The sequence below is a fragment of the Mesorhizobium sp. M1169 genome, assembly GCF_040318345.1.
Taxonomy (GTDB): domain Bacteria; phylum Pseudomonadota; class Alphaproteobacteria; order Rhizobiales; family Rhizobiaceae; genus Mesorhizobium.
On the sequence record NZ_JAMYME010000065.1, the window covers coordinates 1 to 18,143 of the forward strand.

Annotated in this window: 13 protein-coding genes and 3 pseudogenes; 7 read left to right on the top strand and 9 right to left on the bottom strand. The window is 57.9% G+C overall.

The features are described 5' to 3' along the window. Nucleotides 1–154: 154 nt before the first annotated feature. Both NKH41_RS32145 and NKH41_RS32150 read right to left on the bottom strand, forming a co-directional pair. A complete protein-coding gene (locus NKH41_RS32145; protein ID WP_352935629.1) occupies nt 155–1,390 on the bottom strand; it encodes an ATP-grasp domain-containing protein in 1,236 nt (411 codons plus the stop codon). A gap of 256 nt (nt 1,391–1,646) precedes the next feature. Further along, on the bottom strand, nt 1,647–2,528 hold the full coding sequence (locus NKH41_RS32150) for a hypothetical protein (protein ID WP_352935632.1): 882 nt from the start codon (nt 2,526–2,528) through the stop codon (nt 1,647–1,649). 581 nt (nt 2,529–3,109) lie between these two features. Between NKH41_RS32150 and NKH41_RS34305 the strand changes: the two genes are divergently transcribed. Together NKH41_RS34305 and NKH41_RS32160 are read left to right on the top strand one after the other, a co-directional pair. Next, nucleotides 3,110–3,346 carry a hypothetical protein gene (locus NKH41_RS34305; RefSeq protein ID WP_502906077.1) on the top strand — a complete coding sequence of 79 codons (237 nt, stop codon included), beginning with the start codon at nt 3,110–3,112 and terminating at the stop codon, nt 3,344–3,346. Between the two features lie 295 nt (nt 3,347–3,641). Further along, nucleotides 3,642–3,817: pseudogene (locus NKH41_RS32160) on the top strand (tyrosine-type recombinase/integrase); the annotation flags it as partial. A gap of 67 nt (nt 3,818–3,884) precedes the next feature. Here the strand turns inward: NKH41_RS32160 and NKH41_RS32165 are convergent. After that, a complete protein-coding gene (locus NKH41_RS32165; RefSeq protein ID WP_352935661.1) occupies nt 3,885–5,126 on the bottom strand; it encodes an ATP-grasp domain-containing protein in 1,242 nt (413 codons plus the stop codon). Between the two features lie 299 nt (nt 5,127–5,425). After that, a complete protein-coding gene (locus NKH41_RS32170; RefSeq protein ID WP_352935635.1) occupies nt 5,426–5,767 on the bottom strand; it encodes a radical SAM protein in 342 nt (113 codons plus the stop codon). 114 nt (nt 5,768–5,881) lie between these two features. Between NKH41_RS32170 and NKH41_RS32175 the strand changes: the two genes are divergently transcribed. Beyond that, nucleotides 5,882–7,048, top strand: a complete 1,167-nt coding sequence (locus NKH41_RS32175) for an IS110 family RNA-guided transposase (RefSeq protein WP_352935638.1) — start codon at nt 5,882–5,884, stop codon at nt 7,046–7,048. A gap of 1,287 nt (nt 7,049–8,335) precedes the next feature. Continuing rightward, the gene (locus tag NKH41_RS32180; RefSeq protein ID WP_352935641.1) at nt 8,336–9,778 is read left to right on the top strand and encodes an amidase; all 1,443 of its coding nucleotides are present in this window, start codon (nt 8,336–8,338) and stop codon (nt 9,776–9,778) included. 371 nt (nt 9,779–10,149) lie between these two features. On the opposite strand, the pseudogene NKH41_RS34310 reads toward NKH41_RS32180, so the two are convergent. Both NKH41_RS34310 and NKH41_RS32185 read right to left on the bottom strand, forming a co-directional pair. Continuing rightward, nucleotides 10,150–10,350: pseudogene (locus tag NKH41_RS34310) on the bottom strand (IS91 family transposase); the annotation flags it as partial. Nucleotides 10,351–10,525: 175 nt separating this feature from the next. After that, nucleotides 10,526–11,335, bottom strand: coding sequence for an IclR family transcriptional regulator (locus NKH41_RS32185; protein WP_352935644.1), 810 nt, complete (start codon nt 11,333–11,335; stop codon nt 10,526–10,528). Nucleotides 11,336–11,998: 663 nt separating this feature from the next. On the opposite strand from NKH41_RS32185, the gene NKH41_RS32190 reads away from it, so the two are divergent. Beyond that, the gene (locus tag NKH41_RS32190) at nt 11,999–12,586 is read left to right on the top strand and encodes an aspartate/glutamate racemase family protein (protein ID WP_352935647.1); all 588 of its coding nucleotides are present in this window, start codon (nt 11,999–12,001) and stop codon (nt 12,584–12,586) included. 31 nt (nt 12,587–12,617) lie between these two features. Here NKH41_RS32190 and NKH41_RS32195 read toward each other — a convergent pair. From NKH41_RS32195 to panD, 3 genes and pseudogenes are all read right to left on the bottom strand, one after another. Continuing rightward, a pseudogene (locus NKH41_RS32195) lies at nt 12,618–12,788 on the bottom strand (alanine racemase); the annotation flags it as partial. A gap of 386 nt (nt 12,789–13,174) precedes the next feature. After that, the gene (locus NKH41_RS32200; RefSeq protein ID WP_352935649.1) at nt 13,175–14,278 is read right to left on the bottom strand and encodes a D-alanine--D-alanine ligase family protein; all 1,104 of its coding nucleotides are present in this window, start codon (nt 14,276–14,278) and stop codon (nt 13,175–13,177) included. 124 nt (nt 14,279–14,402) lie between these two features. After that, on the bottom strand, nt 14,403–14,858 hold the full coding sequence (panD, locus tag NKH41_RS32205) for an aspartate 1-decarboxylase (protein WP_352935652.1): 456 nt from the start codon (nt 14,856–14,858) through the stop codon (nt 14,403–14,405). A 977-nt stretch (nt 14,859–15,835) separates the two neighbouring features. Between panD and NKH41_RS32210 the strand changes: the two genes are divergently transcribed. Both NKH41_RS32210 and NKH41_RS32215 read left to right on the top strand, forming a co-directional pair. Continuing rightward, a complete protein-coding gene (locus NKH41_RS32210) occupies nt 15,836–16,966 on the top strand; it encodes a DmpA family aminopeptidase (RefSeq protein WP_352935655.1) in 1,131 nt (376 codons plus the stop codon). Then, nucleotides 16,963–17,871, top strand: a complete 909-nt coding sequence (locus NKH41_RS32215) for a MurR/RpiR family transcriptional regulator (RefSeq protein WP_352935658.1) — start codon at nt 16,963–16,965, stop codon at nt 17,869–17,871. Before NKH41_RS32210 ends, NKH41_RS32215 begins: the two co-directional genes overlap by 4 nt. The last annotated feature ends 272 nt before the right edge of the window (nt 17,872–18,143 follow it).

An 18,143-nucleotide genomic window follows, 5' to 3' on the forward strand; every position in this document is an offset into this window, starting at 1 on the left:
CGGTGTCAAGTCGTTGAGCAACATGTCACGCGACATCCTGGTAAATTATTGACTTTCTCGGACTGCGATGCCAGCGCACCGCCAATAACCCGCGCCGGCATCGGCATTATCAAACTGTGAAATGCGCCGGTGCGGAGGAGTAGGCGACCGCAGATTATTCCTGTTTGCCCGGGGTCGGTGCGATCGACCAACTAATTAGGTCGACGGCACGCTGAAGTATGGCCGCAGTCTGAGCACGGCTGGGTGAAGTGGCAATGACATGTCCGATGCGGTCTCGGTAGTCGCCTTTCCTGACGATCGGCGTCTTGGGTTTAATGTACAATTTCACCTCGGCGACACCTGGTACAGCAGCGGCCCGGCTGACGCCACCGATCCAATCGAGGATGCCATCGCTATCAGCATCGAGGCACTGCGAGGCAGCAACCCGCGAATGCCTCCTGCGCAAGTCCCATTCCTCGCCGATGACAAGTTTGATGTGCTCAGTGATGAGATCAATCCCGTAAGCCGCTTGAACCAGCCGTGGACTGGTCCCACCCGCAAGCCGCGGATTGACTTCAATGACAACTGGGCCACGCTTCGTCCACCGAAGTTCAACAGTCGTTGGCCCCCAGCCAAGACCAAGAGCTGGCAAACAGCTCAGCGAAACATCAGCGATACGCCTATGCTCGTCACCAGTCAGGGGGGCCGGGCAGGTCAAATGACGAAAGACGAAATGCGGCGGGGGGCCGAAGTCGCCGGCCTCAATTCCAATGACCTCATTTCCCATTATGTCAGCGCCATAGAATGGCCCTTGTGCGAATTCTTCGACCAGTATTCTCGGCGAAGACCGCCATATGTGTTTCCCGCCCAACAGGTAAGACGTGTGTTCGGCCAACTCGTCAACATTGCGGCACAGTCGGACACCGATGCTGCCGCTGCCTACGGCTGGCTTGAGAACCACTGGCAGACCGATCTGTGCGGCAGAACTTTCTACTTCCGTCGCATTCGCTGCCAAGCGATAAGCAGGTATTGGAACGCCGGCCTCCGCGAGGAGCTGACGTTGAACGAATTTGTCAAAGCATCGTTCGATCGATGCGGGGTCCGGTCCCGGTAGATTGAAATGCCGGCAGAGCTTGCCAACTGTCGCATAGATCGACTCATCGTCGCCCGAAAAGCCAGTAATGCCAGCAATGCCACAGGTCTCACGCAGCCGGTTACATTCGCGGATCAGCGCATCGAGATCGTCTGTATCGACACGGATTGCCTCAAGCCTTTCCTCTGCAAGATAGTCGTACTGGGTTGGCTTGGTCGACAGGGTAATTGGATGGAGCCCAAGATGCCGGGCCGCTTTCACGTATAGCAAACCAATACTCCTATGGCCTTCAACCATGATGAGCGCTCTTTTTGCCATTGCTACTAACCCTCCGTTGCAATGCTGTGTGGCGTCTGATCGGGAACAGGCATCAGCTATTTACCCGTGCCTCACATCCGGCATTGAATGTACCATTGTCAGTGAACTGCGGGTGCAAAGATTCTGCAAAGTATTTTGCAGGATTCGTTGCGACGTTTTGGTCACCAGTGGTGTGGCACGGAGCGCCTTTTGAATCTCGGAGGGTGCGAACGCAATCACGTAGGTAGTGGGTTGTGAGCAGTTGTCCATGACCGGTTCAGAGCGCTTCGCGTGACGGTGCGGAGATGTAGCAGGACGCGTAGATATAGCCGGTCGTACGCTCTAGGTGATCCTCCATACCGAGTTTGGCCATAGCTTTCAGTATTGCCTGCCGTTCCGTTGGTGTGGAGAAGCGGCGCTGGCGTTGTCTAAACCGGTCTGCGACCTTGGTTTCCAAGGCGAAACCCCGAAGAGCTGCGGCGATGTCGTCATAGCTGAAGGGATGCATCACAAAGGCGATGACCCACGGGCGTGACGTCGCCGAGGCCTCATACACGCGTGCAAAGGTCCGCTCCGTGGCATAACCCACACAGCCCGTGCTGATGATGATGTCCGCACCCGCGAGGACGCAACGTTCATTGACGGTCAAGTCACGGGTTTCCAAATCCGCCGTGATGCCCGCCTCCAGTAACCCCATATTCTTTGCATATCTAACAGCCCGGAACGATGGATCCACGCCGACGAACTGAATGTCATCACGGAGGCCGCGATCGCGAAAGAAAGCGCGATGCTCGATCTCCTGTCGGCGCGAGAGCGATCCGCTGGCTTTCAGATAGGCAGCATACAGATCGTCGAGATCGAGATCGGTGCGCAGTAAAGCAGCGTTGACACCATAGGAACAACCGATATCGATGATCTTCAACCTAGACTTGTTTCGGACGCGTCGATAGTCCGCGAAAATCCTTTCGAAGACTGGCTCGGCCCGATCTGGAATCATATAGTCCAGGGCCAAATGCGCGCGAAAATAGGCATGCGGCCACTTGCGATTATAGGCTGCCGTGAAATCGGGCTTCGTTCCCTGAATGCTGCCGCGCACTGCACTTACTGGCGCCATTTGTCCACCTCGTTGCCCGTGCCTTGGCTCGAAGCCGACGATCAAGACAGTTCTGCCTGAAGCTGACAGAGCGGCAAGCGTATTTTGGGAGGTCTGGATTTACCGATAGCCCCACCGAATGCGATCTGGCGCGGACCTGACATGCTGCTTCTTTCCTTCGTTCCATCGATTGCGATATGACCCACGACATGAATTATCGGCTGGCAGCCTCTCCCGCCTCGTGACGATGGGTCTCAAAAGTCGTGCCAACTGCGCAGAAAGAGCCGCAGAAATAATATTCTGCTTACTCATCAAAGATTTAGATGAGAGCTCCGCAGGAAGCCAATCCGAACACTACCGTGTTTGGTACCCGACAACCCGACAGGTATCGATGGCCCGGGGGTGCTGTCTGGGAAGTGGTTGGAATTGAAAGTTGGCGAAGTCTCCGGGGTGTCAAACCTCGAAGCATCCGGCCTTCCGGTGCCGGACAGGAGACTACGCCATGACAAGGACAACCATGAAAGCCGGAGCCGTTCATCCTGGGGATGAGCCGACGAGCTATCTTTTCGGGCAACTGGTTTGATCCGACCGAAGCTGCCCTGCGCGAGCGGGTGCGCGGCTTCATCGAAACGATGCCCTAGACCGAGTTGGAAGCGCTGCTTGCCCGTCCCCGTTATGGCCGGCAGCCGGCGGCGCGCAGTGATGAGACCCCCGGTGTCGCCGGCCACCGCCACGGCAGCCGGACGCATACGCTGACGGGCACTTTCGGCACCAAGATCACTGTTCCGCGGGCGCGGCTCGAGGCCGCCGAGGACAAGACGGTGGAATGGAAGAGCAAGGCCCTGCACGCCTATCAGCGGCGCACGGTGGCCCCAACGCACTGATCGCGTCGAGCTAACTGGCGGGCACGACCGCGCGACGCGTCCGTTTCGGCCGGTGCATGCAAGTCGTTGGCCGCCTAGGAGGTGCGGGCGGTGTCGACGGCGCGCAAGCTCGTTGAATCCGCTGCGGGATGGAACGGTCTGCGCGGCATCTTGCGCGCTTCGGGCTGAAGGTCGGCAAGACGACACCACCCAGCTTTAGAGTCGTCCTTAAATTGGAAACGAAGGCATTGAAATAACCCGCTGACGCGGGACAGGGAGTTGTTTGGAGGAGTAGCCCCTGAGAGGCGCCTGATGGGCGAAGATTCCCGAGCGAATTTCCTTCCCGCACGCCGCGCAAGCTGCCAGCGATATTGAGCGCAGACGAGGTGGTGCGCTTTCTCGAGGGCGGCGCCATCATTGAAGGGACGCACCGCGTTGATCACCGCCTATGCCGCAGGCCTGCGCGCATCGGAGGTGGTAAGCTTGAAGGTTGGCTGTTTTCGCAAACGCGGTGACAAGCTGGCACCACCTGCGCTGGTGCAGGAGTAGGGACCGCAGATTATTCCTGTTCGCCCGGGGTCGGAAAAGGTGCGATCGACCAATTAATTAAGTCGACGGCACGCTGCAGTATTGCCGCAGTCTGAGCACGGCTGGGTGAAGTGGCAATGACATGTCCGATGCGGTCTCGGTAGTCGCCCTTCCTGACGATCGGCATCTTGGGTTTAACGTACAATTTGACCTCGGCGACACCTGGTACGGCAGCCGCCCGATCGCCGCCATCGATCCAATCGAGGGTGCCATCGCAATCAGGAATCAGGTTCCGCGCGGCCACAGTCTGCGAATGCCTTTTGCGCAAATCCCATTCCTCGCCGATGACAAGCTTGAGGTGCTCGGTGGTGAGATCGACACCATAAGCCAGCTGAATCAGTTTAGGATCACCACCACCCGGCATACGCGGATTGACTTCAATGACGACTGGACCGCGGTTCATCCACCGGAATTCAATGCAGGTTGGCCCCCAGCCAAGGCCGAGAGCTGGCAAACAGCTCAACGAAACATCAGTGATGCGTTTATCCGCGTCATCAGTCAGCGGGGCCGGAAAGGTGTATTCACGAAAGACGAAATGCGGTGGAGGGCCAAACTCAGCGGCGGCAATAGCAATGACCTCATTTCCCATTATGTTAGCGCAGTAGTGTGGACCTTGTGCGAATTCTTCGACCAGTATCCTTGGCGAAGACCGCCACGGGTGCTTCCCCCCCAACAGATAGGTTGTATGTTCGGCTAGCTCGTCGACGTTGCGGCACAGTCGAACACCGAAGCTGCCAATGCCTACGGCTGGCTTAACTATCACCGGCAGGCCGATCTCTGCGGCTGAGCGTTCTACATCCGTCGCTGTCTCGGCCAAGCGATAAGCCGGGATTGGAACGCCGGCCTCTGCAAGGAGCTGACGTTGAAGGAATTTGTCGCAGCAACGTTCAATCGATGAGGGGTTCGGTCCCGGTAGATCGAAATGCCGGCAGAGCTTTCCAACTGTCGCAGAGACCGACTCGTCGTCGCCGGCAAAGCCAGTAATGCCGGCAATGTCATAGCTCTCACGCAGCCGGAAACATTCGCGGATCAGCGCATCGAGATCGCCTGTATCGATACGGATTGCCTCGATCCCGTTCCCCGCAAGATAGTCGTATTGAGTTGGATCCGCCGCCAGGATAATTGGATAAAGACCAAGACGCTGGGCCGCTTGGATGTATAGCGGACCATTACCCCTTGATCCTTCCACCATAATGAGCGCTCTTTTTGCCATTGCCATTGACCTCCGTTGCGTGCTGTGTGACGGTTCGAGGCTAAATCAGCATCTACTTTTTTCAGCCGTGCCTGACTCAGACCTTGCCGTGAGCGTATCTTCGTCAGCGATTTGCGGTCGCAAAGATCCTGTAAATTTATTTGAAGGATCTGTTGCAACGGTTGGATTTGGACGTGAAGAAAGTTGGCGAGCTGCTTGTCAGGCCGTAAATCGGCAAAACGCGGCGCCAGGGAGGAACTCGGATTGGAGGCTCACCTCGCCTGTCGGTTTGCGCCATTTCTGCGAGCCAGTGCATCTCACTAATCAGTGCGATAACGGCCCAGCTGCACTCCCCACTGGTCGCGCGGGTTGGCCGGGAGATGGTCCATCAGCGATCCTTTCCCAGGAAACAAGCAGAACATGTGCAAATGGCCGCCGAGATCGACGAGGCGCTGCACCACCGGCAGGTCGACCTCGGTTGCACCCATGTCGACGATGATATGGGCGCCGAACTTCTGCGGCCCGAATACTGGGGGGCGCCCATCAGTACTTTCCAGTACTTCTTCCAGCTGTGCGGCGACTGTACGCCGCTTCGCGGGGGTGCGATCGAACAGCTCAGGTGTCGCGGCATCGAGCGCTACCGTGAAGGTGTCCGATCCCATCTCTCGTAACCGATCACGTCCGCCCGCATCATGGTGGTTAGATGCTATGGGGCGAGCGGCGAGGGTATGGCATTCTTCGGCGCTATCCAAAACACCATCAGAAGGAGCGCCCCCATGTCGCAAACATTTGACGCGAGCCGGTCCCTCACCGCTCTCGAGCAGGATAACACGATTGTCGCCGTCATCGAAATGAGCAAGGCGAAGTGGCTGATTGCCGCGCTTGTTCCGGGTCTCAAGCGCCAGCCTGTCAAGAAGATCGATGCCGACGCGCCAGCACTGTTGAAGCTTTTGAAGCGCTGGCGCGACGAAGCCGGGCGGGCGGGGCACCCGATCAAGCGCATCGCCGTTGCCTATGAGGCGGCCGGCGACGGCTTCTGGCTGGCGCGCTGGCTCAAGGCGCGCGATATCGAGGCCTACGCCATCCACCCCGCCAGCGTTGCAGTGTCGCGCGAGCACCGCCGCGCCAAGACCGATCGGCTCGACACCGAGCTGTTGATGCGTGTCTTTCTCGGCTGGCTGCGCGGCGAGAAGCGCCACTGCAGCATGGCGGCGATTCCGACCATCGAAGAAGAGGACGCGCGGCGGCCGAACCGCGAGCGCGAGACCCTGGTCGGCGAGCAGACGCGGATCATCAACCGCATCAAGGCGATCCTCACCCGCTTCGGCATCCGCAGCTTGCGGCTGAGCTTGCGCCAGGCCGCCGACAGGCTCGAGGCCATCCGCACGACAGAGGGGACGCCATTGCCGGACAACAGCCGCGCCGAGCTCCACCGCTTCCTTGAGCGGCTTTGCCTCGTGCGCGCGCAGATCCGCGCCATCGAACAGGAGCGGGAGCGCCGGCTCGCCGCGGCTCCGGCTACCGACAAGGGCCCGCATGCGATGGTTCGCCTCATCGCGCGGATCATCGGCATCGGCGTCGAGACGGCCGACATGCTGGTCCACGAGATCCTGTCGCGTGGCTTGCGCGACCGCCGCGCGGTGGCGCGCTATGCCGGCCTCACCGGGTCGCCGGACGAGAGCGGCAAACGCCGCCGCGAGAAGGGCCTGGCACGCGCCGGCAATGCCCGCGTGCGGCGCGGCATGATCCAATTGGCGTGGCGCTTTCTCCTGTTCCAAAAGGACAGTGCGCTGGCCCAATGGTACAACACGCGCACGCGCGACGGCCGCAAGACCACGCGCAAGACGATGATCGTGGCGCTGGCGCGCAAGCTGCTGATCGCGCTGTGGCGTTTCGTCAGCTCGGGCGAGGTGCCGCAGGGCGTCATCTTGCGTCCGGCGTGATGGGCATATGGGAAAGACAGGCAAGAACGCACAACCCAAATTGGCGGGCCCGCAGCAGGGTCTGCCGATGACGATCCGAGGTGGCGGTAACCCGCGTCTAACCATGGGCTTCCAAGCCCCGTAAGTTAGGATGGGCCCGCCGCCCCGGAGCTTCGCCGCTGATGCGCATGGCTGCATCATGGTTCCCGATCCAGAACGGATCGACCGCATACAAGGTCGTGGCGCGATCCGCGTCACAGACGGCGAGCTCGCCTCGGAATCGGTCGTCGGCTTTTTACCCTTGCAGGAAAGGGGCTCACCCGACCCCGGCAAAGCCTGCCGCCGTGCTCGTGACCGTCAAGGACAAGTCGCTGCGCGATGGGCCTGCAGCCACCCTTGACCGTCACTGCGTCCGGCGGCCCGCTCGAAGCCCAGGTCGGGAGGAGATGGTCGCCCAATTGACCCGAACCAGCAGATGAGGAAATGAACCAAGATCAGGCTTGACAATCATCGCCCCATACAGGGTTAGACAGGATCGAGATCGGGATCGACGAAGGGTAGATGCGGTCGGTCCACTTCTTCAGCATGCGTATTTGGGGTCATGTGTTCTCTGCATTGCAAGGGGAGTTGAAGACGATCTGAACAGAACGGTGTACCCCTCCGGCCGGTGAGGCCCGGTGGAGGGCCGCCTTGCTGACGTTGGCCCAGAACTTCACCGATCTCACCCACGAGGCGCCGCCACGCACCATCTCTGAGGCAAGCCCATGTCGGAACAGTGAGCGTCGGATAACGGCACGCAATCGCGCAAGCGACACCCCACCATCACTGAAGCGGAAATTGAGAAAATCTCGGGCGACCGCGCTATTTGCTGGCGCGAGCCCCAGTACGACCTGCCGCCCGCCAATGGCTAGGAAAGCCTGGCAGCCTCAGCGCAACAAATCGAACGCACCAACACATCCTGCCCACCGCGGGGCGGCATCATCTCGAGATCATTTCAGAACACGGGCGACAGGCCTCGGAATCGGCAATCTTGCATTCAACGGGGCGTCCACAAATGTCCCAATAATGCACGGTGGCCGTAACCTCCCCAGGGCTCGCTCGCGATCGCTTGGGGAATCTGAGAACGCGTCGATGACAACTCAGCTTCACTTGACAGGCGTTCATGCTACTGTCACATTGCGCAACATAGTTGCATTAATTGCAACACATGCCGGAGAAGTGGATTGATGTCCAGAGTTGAACGCCACAATTCGGAGTCGCGCGTGGGCGTGCTGTCGCTCGAGCAGCAAACGGAGAAAGATTGCTGAAATGAAGCTAAGTGAGTACGTAGAGTACGATGCGACCGGTTTGGCCTCCCTCGTGAGCGCTGGCGAAGTGACTGCTCTGGAACTTGCGCGTTTGGCCCGCGAGGCACACGACAAGGTCAATCCCCGCATCAACGCCGTGATCGAATTTTACGAAGATGCTGAGACCGTTGCCGGCGCGAATGGAGGGCTCTTCCATGGCGTGCCTTTCCTTCGCAAGGATATTGGGGCCAGCGAAGCTGGCCGCCTCCAGGAAAATGGAAGCCGTCTTTTCAAAGGCTGCCGCTCCGAGACGGACAGCTATTTTTTTCGTCGCGCGCGCGAGGCCGGGCTTCGCACTCTAGGCAGAACAACGACGCCCGAGCTTGGATCTACAGTGATGACGGAATCAATTCTCAATGGCATCACCGGCAATCCATGGAATTTGGACCGCTCGGCGGGAGGCTCCTCAGGGGGAGCAGCAGCAGCGGTGGCCGCCGGCATCGCTCCGATTGCGCATGGCAGTGACGGTGGCGGGTCAACTCGCATACCGGCGTCCTGGTGCGGCCTTGTCGGACTGAACCCGTCCCGAGGGCGTGTTTCCGGTGGCCCGAACAGGCAGGACGCGGGTTCTGGTCTCAGCCGCGACTTTGTTCTATGTCGGACTGTGCGCGACATGGCAGCCGCCTTGGATGTCTTTTCTGGTCCCCATCCCGGCGATCCATTCATCATCGTCCAGCCGAACCGTTCCTATGTGGAGGAGCTCTCACAGCCCACGGGCGGTCTGCGGGTTGGGGTCTCGAGAACGAGTTGGGGCGTGATCGACCTCGAGCCTGAAGTGCTGCATGCCGTCGAATCGACGGCGACGCTCCTCGAGGAGATGGGGCACAGAGTAATGGACATCGAGCCGATATATGAACCGGCCGAGTACAGCAAGTTTGACTCCGCGGCGACGACCGCTATTTGGCTCGAAGAAGCGGCGCGAGCCATGGGTCGCACGATTAGCTCCGACACCTTGGAGCCGGTCATGCTTAAACGGTATCGATATGGCCGCGATTTGCCCCTTTCCCATACGCGGGACGTCCAGGAGGGCCTCCGTAGAATGCGTTTCCGCGTGGGCGAGGCGATCAATGCCTTCGATATTCTGCTCACCCCCACGATGCCAATCGTGGCCGTGCCGCATGGTGGGATCTACTCTGCGACCAACCCGGAGGTCTCCGTAGAGGAATACGTGGAGGCGGATACTGCGATTTGTCAGTATACGGGTATCTTCAATGTCACCGGACAACCTTCGGTGTCTTTGCCTTTGGCACAAAGCGCAACGGGGCTGCCGATCGGTATACAGATTGTTGGCCGCTTTGGCGACGAGGCCACACTGGTCCGTGTCGCACGCGATCTGGAGGAGGCCAGACCGTGGCGCCACAGGCGACCAAGAGTTCAAGCGGGAGAGCATGAGCGGCATCAGTGAAACTGCTATCCGCGACCTAATGGAATCTGGAGGGTTATGTGAGTCGCGCGGTCGTCGCGGCGAGCTCGAGCGACCTCACATAAGCCGGATTGAAGTAAGGCGCGGGTGGTTAGCCGCTGTTATAGAGATAGTAGGGCACGCTGTTTGACGGCGATAGCGAATTCGTCGCGTGCAGCGGTGGCACGACCCAATCTTTGGCTTGATCCGGCGACCTTCGCGAGCAGCTTTGCGGGACGATCGGCGGCGATATTTGCGCTCTCAATGCCCGCTGTCGGTCTTTCGGTGTGGCCAGGGCCGAGCTGTGTAGCGCGCCGGCGCGACGCTTGGTTCTGCACGCGTATAAGGGGTGCGGATTGTCGAAGTTCATGATGTGTATCGCACCAGAAAGATGATGGCCGGCGCGGCGAAACAGGCGCAACGGTGATTCCTGTCCCGCGCATGGGACGCTGGCAGTCGGGGCATTCGTGGGATTGCCCGTGCTGGGATTTGTCAGGCTGGGGTTTCCCGCCTGCTGGTGGTGGCTAGTGGAGGAGCTGCCTACAGAGACCGATATGATCCCGTCGTTGGTCCGAGCGCGAACCGTTGCGATCATGCCACGGCGATGGCGGCCCTCACCCCTGTCCGTCAGTGTAGAGTGTAGAGTCCTTGGAGTCGTTAGGGCTGCAACGCTCGCCAGAGCAAATTGCAGATTCTGAGCAGGGTCCGTCGGGAGCAGACGCAATTCCGCCTGGCATCTTGCTTTGCTGATCATTTCGGCTGAGCACCGTCATATCCCAGACGCCGGGAGATAGTCCCCGCCGCTTTCATGACAACAGGCGCCAGCTGCCCTTCATTATGCTGAGTAAAATGAAAAACCGGCATTGTAACCGCAATTGCGGCCGCAACTCTCCCCCTGCCATCGTGGATGACAGCCGCAATGGAAACGATCTCAGGAATGAACTCGCCCACATTCAGCGCGTATCCTCGCTCGCGAGTGCAGCGCAGCTCACGTTCGAGCGCGCTCGCCTCAGTGATCGTCCGATCCGTATACTTTTCAAGGCCGAGTGCCAAAACCTCTTTCAGAATTGAGCCCGGCATCTGCGATAGCATGGCTTTTCCACTCGCCGTGCAGTGCGCTGGGTTGCGGCGCCCTGGCGCCGCGATGTGCTTGATCGACCCGGGGCCAAGCACATGCTCGACGTTGATAGCCTCAGTCTTGTTCCAAAGACTGAGCGAGGCCGTTTCTCTCGTGCTCTCGGCAAGTTCCTCGAGATAGGGTCGCGCCACACGGACCACATCACGTTCGGCAAGAAGTCTGCTCGCCAGCGCGATAAGCTCAACTCCTAGCACAAAGCGTCCTGTCTCTTCGTCGCGCTCGACGAATCTGTTGTGTTCCAGGGTCGCCAGCGTCCTCGAAACCGAGCTTACATGCTTTCCTACCCGGCGCGCGATCTCATTTACGCCGATCGGCCTTTCACTCGCGCCGATAACCTTCAGCAGGTTCAATGCGCGTTGTACGGTCGTAACGTCACCAGGGGCTCGGTCGCGACCGCTTGGGGAATCTTTGCCAGAACTCATCGATGATACCTCAGCTTCACTTGACAGGCGTTCATGCACCCGTCACACTGTGCAACACAGTTGCGATAATTGCAACATCTCGAAGAAATCAATTGGTGTCCAGACGTGAACCGCCTTCGGTTACAACAAATTTGCGAATGGGGGGCCCGCGAACCCGCTTTGTCCCGAGCTTGATATGCGAATCCAGTTTCGGGGACGCTCGTCTGGCTGAAAGCACAGATCATGGCCCAAAGCAGGGTGTCCCCCTTTCGTGTGACTGCAGCTGCAGATCGCATCGCGTTTCAGCCTTCAACCAGTGAAACGCCTTTGTGACAAGGTATGGCGCGAGAATACTGAGCCGAGCTCCGCACACGCTCCACCGTGATTAATCAAAAGGATCGTTATCGTGGATCATATCGGAGGATAATGGATATGAAGAACGAGGCAACGGAATGGCGCCGCCATCTCCACCGACACTCGGAACTCAACCACACTGTACAACACGGCGAATTTCGAGCGCGACCGTGATTGTTATGCGAAATCTAACTTGATAGGGTTTTCATGAGTTTGCGAGCCAGTGGTGTGTTGGGAATACTTGAGCTGGACGACGGTCTTCCGCCGTCTCGGACGGCGCTTGTTGCGCGAGAAGGGTCACTCTTAAATCCAGGGACATTTAACCGACCATTGATTACTGAAGTCGTCAAAGGAGCATTTGCGGATATTGTCATTCGCGGTGATGCATCCCTCGACGAAGCGTGCGTGGAAGCAGCCCGGCGCTTAGTGAAACGAGGTGCCAGCATAATCTCCGCTGATTGTGGTTTCTTCATCCGCCATCAGGCAACGCTCTCTGCGGCCGTTGATGTGCCTGTCGTAACCTCAAGCCTGCTGCTTATTCCGGCTCTTCTGCGCCAGTTGGCACCCCAACAGATGTTGGCTGTAGTATCGGCTGACTCTCGGTACTGCACAGTTGACTTGTTCGGAATCGAAAACCCTACGGATTGGGCGCGAGTGGTCGTCGGCGGGATCGAGGAAGGCCAGTACCTTCAAAATGCGCTGACACGGCCATTTGTCCAAACAGACATCGAGCAAATCGAGCAAGAGGTCGGCGCCTGTATCGAGCAACTCCGAACTCGGCATCCTGGCATAGCGATGTTGCTACTCGAATGCACAGGGTTTCCTTGTGTCGCGGCCGCCGTCCGCCGCAGAACCCGGCTGCCTGTCTACGACATTACAGACCTATGTCGGCTGACGCTGGCGACCCATTGTACATAATTCATGCTCTCCCCGTCACCAGATGCGTGTTTCAGAAATTCGCGGACACCATTCCGGCGCAGGCCAAGTGGCTCATGATCAGATCGAAATACTGTGTGGGACCTTCGATCAGCCTGCTCAGGGTGCCCAGCTCCTCGACCCGGAAGCCGAGCCGATTAATCCTAACGTCGACATTCAGAGCGGCTCCGCCAATCCAGGCTTCACGTTCGCAGAACTTCCAAAGCCGAACCTGAAGCTCCGAAGTGGGTACCGGCTTGAGCTTGAACCTCTTGTAGGCCGGCTCAGTGCCAGGAAGAAGTCTTCAGAACGTATACTCAACAGAGTGGCGGAGCTGAGTTCCTTCCTGGTGATGGGCCATGAAGAAAGTTGCGCAACCATGCGAGGTCAAGTGACGATTAACCGCATCGAGCCGAGTTCCATCCATAGGCGTCTGCCTTGACCACAGCCGCAACACTAGCTCCAGGGCGAAGAGTTCGAACTCTTGAAGTTTCGGGTAAGATTGCCGAGCTCGATCGCTATCTTGAACGAATAGCAATGGAGCATTGGTCTTCTCCACTGATAGCGACTTCCGTGAGGCAAAAATGGTAACTAGGATGCCACTGTTGGTGGCAGGCCATAGCGGATGCGGCTTGTCTCGATCTTACGGGTCTCTTCTCGGTGCCGCTGATACATCTCATTGGAGGCAGCTAGCCGAATGATGTGGCAGAGGTCGAAGCCGGCTTTTGCGAGCATTTTGGGAAAGATACTTCCTGCCGTCAGCCCCGGGACCACATTCACTTCGAAGAAGTAAACACCTTCATGCTCTTCAACGATGAAATCGAGGCGCCCGAATGTGTGGAGCTTGAACTCCCTAGCAATCCGCGTGGAAATCGAGGCAATACAAGTTTGAAGGGTGTTCTCTACGTCGTGGAATTCAACAGAGTAGCTGCCCTTCTGCGTCTTCTGATCATACCCGAGGAAGCCCGAGGGATTGTTGATCCGCGCGACCGGAAGCGCCGTAATCTCACCGCGGTCGATTAAGACGCCGCAGGTGTATTCTGTTCCAACAATTCGCTGCTGGACCAGAAATGAGGGGTCATACGGAGCGATCCGTTCGGAATAGGAACGGAGGCCGTCCTCCGAGAGCTCGTCTGTGCACTCGGTTAGGAAGGATCCTCCGAGCGTGTTCGGTTTGAGGACACACGGGCCAGCAAGATGCAGCAGGGCCTCTTCGATGCCGGCTTCGAGATTGCCTTGGGAGACGTGGACCATCGGAATGGGAGTCAACTCAGGGCAAAGTCGATTGGCCACTACGCCTTGCAGATATTTATCTGCTGAGAGCATGGCTGCAGTCTTGTCACCAAAGCTACCTGGAATGTCGTGGAATTGGGCAAGAGCCTGCATTTGGCCATCCTCTCCGTCCTGGCCTTGAAGAAGTGAAAAGACGAAAAGGCCATCGCTCTTGAGTAAGTGAGCGAGAGACGCAAGCGGATGCGTCTCGGCGCGAGCTGCGAACTCGTCGTGCTTGGGAAGGCGACCCCCTTCCAGCACGAGCCTGAGTAGGTCGCCAAATCGGGAGATGTAGTAGATGGAAGCCGGTGAAATATCGGCGTTGGGAGCATTGTTGAGGACGTCAGCGACGTAATTATACATCGCAATCGACCAGTCGTGCTCAACGGACCGGCCGCCATAGATGAACGCCAATTGCATCATGGATTGCCCTTCGGAATGAGTTGCAGGGTCAGCTTTATGGTTAGGCGCGGAAGCGAAGAGCCTCTGGACTAAATAGGACTGGTCTCTGCGGTATTCCTCAGGGCCAGTCCGACGGCGTGAGCCATCAGCGATTGGCCCGACTCGGGACGTTCCAGGCGTTGCGCCTAGGAGGACCCTCGCGAACGGCGAACGTGATCGTTCCATCATCCCTGACCTCAGCATCGTAGAACATGCGTTCGCGGATAGAATTGTCTCGGTTGAAGGTCAGCACTCGCGGTTTCATCTCTGCGATCTGATGCTTCTCAACATATACGGAGGAGCAAATAATTAACTCGTCTCCGACTTGGCAGGTGCGAGCAGCGGCCCCGTTCAGCACACAGCAACGAGAACCCCTCTCACCGTAAATGACATATGTGCTGATTCGCGCGCCCGAAGCCTTGTTCCAGATTTCAACGAATTCTAGCGGAAGAATACCTGCCTCGTCGCAGTGATCTGGATCCAGAGTTATTGAGCCGTGGTAATTCAGATCCGCGTCAGTGGCGGTGATGCCATGAAGCTTGGCGGCAATGACTTTTCTCATCTACGGTCACCCTCATTTTTGGTTATGCGGCCTCAGTCTTGGGTTTTGATCGATGCGCTGCGATGCTTGAAGAGCGGCGGAAGGGATCGGTAAGTCACCCCGTTCACCGAGCCGTGGTCAGTGCGGAAAGCCGTCGCGGCTCTGGCCACGGGAGTACGTACCGAGGAGCAGACGGCAGAAGGACCAGCCGCAAATAGTTCTCTCGAAGACCGGCTAGCGCCTGAGTTGCACCGGTGCTGTTGCGATGGGTCTAGCGCATTGATGCCCGCTGAACCTGTTTTCCGGGCCAACGCAACTGGTCCCGACGGAGATCGCGGCCCTCGTATCGCCAGCGGCAGGATACAGTCAAGCGCAGGTTGGGTCCGCATGAGGCGTGCCCCCCCTCCCATTCAACGGGCATTTGACATAGAGCCGACATGTAGCTCTCCTTTCGTCGTTCCGTTCATCGCAGTGACGCGCGACATGGATGCCGGTCGGCCGTTTCCGCCGGCTCGTAACGAAGGTCGCAAGCATCGCGCCAATTTGGCTTATCGAGCGAAGAAAGACTTTTGTGATTGGATTTCAGCTATTTAGTTGCAGGCAGAAAGGGATTGGCTCGACAGGCCGGTTGTCGCGATCTCTACAAACCTGACAGAAGGGATGGCTCTAAACGTTGATGTCATAGAGCGGAAGGAAGTTAGGGATGTCAGCCTGTCGGTCGAATTGAGAGACTGCCTCTCCCACATCAGATTTTTTGTTCCCTTGACACAGCAGTGAGTCTGTGCCCCCCCCCCGGCATCACCGGCTACAAACCGCTGCGGCGCCTCGCCATCGATCTTATCGCCTTGGCACAACGACGTCGATCTGCACGCCTCGCGGATCATGTTATAAACATATCATTGGATAAACAATATTATTTACCTATCATTCGCGGGGCATACTCGCTAGATAATGCCAAACAACCCCACCATAACAGCCACGTCAAATGAGGATATCTAATGGAACCCATTCAGCGCTTTGCGTCCGAAGCTTCAGCAAAGCCGCGGGCACGCGACCTGGGAATGGCGTTTTCCGGAAACACCGGCGTCTTCAATGCCATTACCGATGTTGTCGGCGTCGAGGTAGGCTATTCGACCGTGATCAGCGACTCGTCAACCTCTGGCAAAGGACCGGCACGCACTGGAGTCACTACAATACTTCCACGAGGTCGCTCAGGCTCTTCAAAGACTCCCGTTTGGGCCGGCTTTCACTCGCTGAATGGAAATGGTGAAATGACCGGTACGCACTGGATTAAGGAGGCTGGTTATTTCACGGGACCTATCGGCATCACTAACACCCACAGCCTTGGAACAGTCCATCAGTCGATCCTGCAATGGATGATCAAGAAGCCCGAGGCCGGTGTTGGAGCCTATAAGTTCATGTTGCCCGTGGTCGGCGAAACATGCGATGCCTACCTCAACGACATGGACGCCTTCCATGTTACACCCGCTCATGTAATGGAGGCTCTCGACCGCGCTTCCAGCGGCCCCTTGGCCGAGGGGAACGTTGGCGGCGGAACTGGGATGATCTGCTTCGAGTTCAAAGGAGGCACGGGAACGTCGTCCCGCGTGATAGAAATGCTCGGTGCGAGTTATACCGTCGGGTGCCTTGTACAAGCGAACTTTGGCATTCGTCCGCTGTTGAAAATTCTCGGCGTACCCGTTGGTGAACACCTCACCTCGAATCGACTCTGGGCCGGCGAGCATGGTTCGATTATCGCCGTAGTGGCCACCGATGCACCCCTCATGCCCACCCAGTTGGAACGACTCGCGCGACGTGCCGGACTCGGCATCGGCCGCACCGGAACAGCGTCTGGAGACGGATCCGGCGATCTGTGCCTTGCCTTTTCAACGGCAAATCAAACCATGAGTGAGTCGACGGTCGCGCCTGCAATCGGCAATCTCGCTTTCCTGCCGAACAACAGGCTCGACACACTGTTTGAGGCAACGGCGCAAACCGTTGAGGAGGCAATCATCAATGCCATGGTGGCGGCTGAGCCCATGGTGGGGCGCGAGGACAGGCTTGTTGCAGCTATCGAGCACGATGCCGTAAAGGAGGTTATGCGTAACTATGGACGACTGAACGCATGATACGAACGGAAGCGCCCCAGCCAGCGCCGAGCACCTTCCCCTTCGTCGAGAAGATCAAGGAGCGGCAAGCAACATTCTCGCGGGCGGAAAGCGCCATCGCGGCATATCTCGTCTCGCATCTCCGAGAGATTCCTTTCGAGACCGCAGCCTCGATCTCGAGCAAGCTCAAGGTCAGCCCGATGACTGTGGGGCGCTTCCTGCGTTCACTCGGCTATGGGAATCTCGCCGTTCTTAAGGAGGAATTGGGCAGCACGATTCATCAGATCGCTTGGCTAGTGGGAGAGAGATATGAGCGCATCACTTCGGCAGAGCGTTCGAAAAGTGCGAATGACAGTGCGGCTCACGATCTTTCTGGAAGTCTTGATCTGGAATTGAAGGCTATCATCAGCACCTACGAGTTGGCGCGCACTGCACGCTTCAGCCAGGTTGCAGAGATGATCGGCAAGGCTGATCGCGTCTATGTTGCTGGCTTTCAGAGCGTAAGAGGCCTAGCTATGGATTTTGCCCAGCGTCTCGAATATGCTCGCCCGCATGTCCGCTTCATGGAGGGCGGCAGCGGTACCTACGGCGAACTGTTCGCGGACGACGCCGGAAAGCCGGTTCTCATCGTCGTGGATGTCCGTCGCTATGCGAAGCAGGCCATGCTCTTGGCCCGGCAGGCCTCACAAGCCAACGTCGATCTCGTTATAGTCACGGATTCCGTTTGCTACTGGGCGCAAGAACTTACCAACAATGTTTTTCCAGTTGACACGGACGTCGATATGTTCTGGGAGAGTAATGCGCCGGTGACGACCTTTCTAGGCCTTCTCGTGGACGAAGTAATCCGCCGTTTGGGACCTTTTGTCAAGAAACGCGGTGAGCGGCTTCAAAAGCTGCAGGACAACTTTGGAAGTTTTGCGAATTGACCGTTACAACGTAGTCTCATTCAAGTTCAGTCACCTCGTATGCTTCCGACCCGACTGAGTCGGAAGCAGAAATATAAAAGGCGTCTAACAAGGTCTTTCCGATCCCGCAATGAAACTCGCACGCAAAGTCATCCGACGGGCCCGGTACCTCATTCGGTGCAACGGCATGAGAAGTTGCGCGGGTTATTTGGCGGTGCGCTGGCATCGCAGTCCGAGAAAGTCAATAATTTACCAGGATGTCGCGTGACATGTTGCTCAACGACTTGACACCG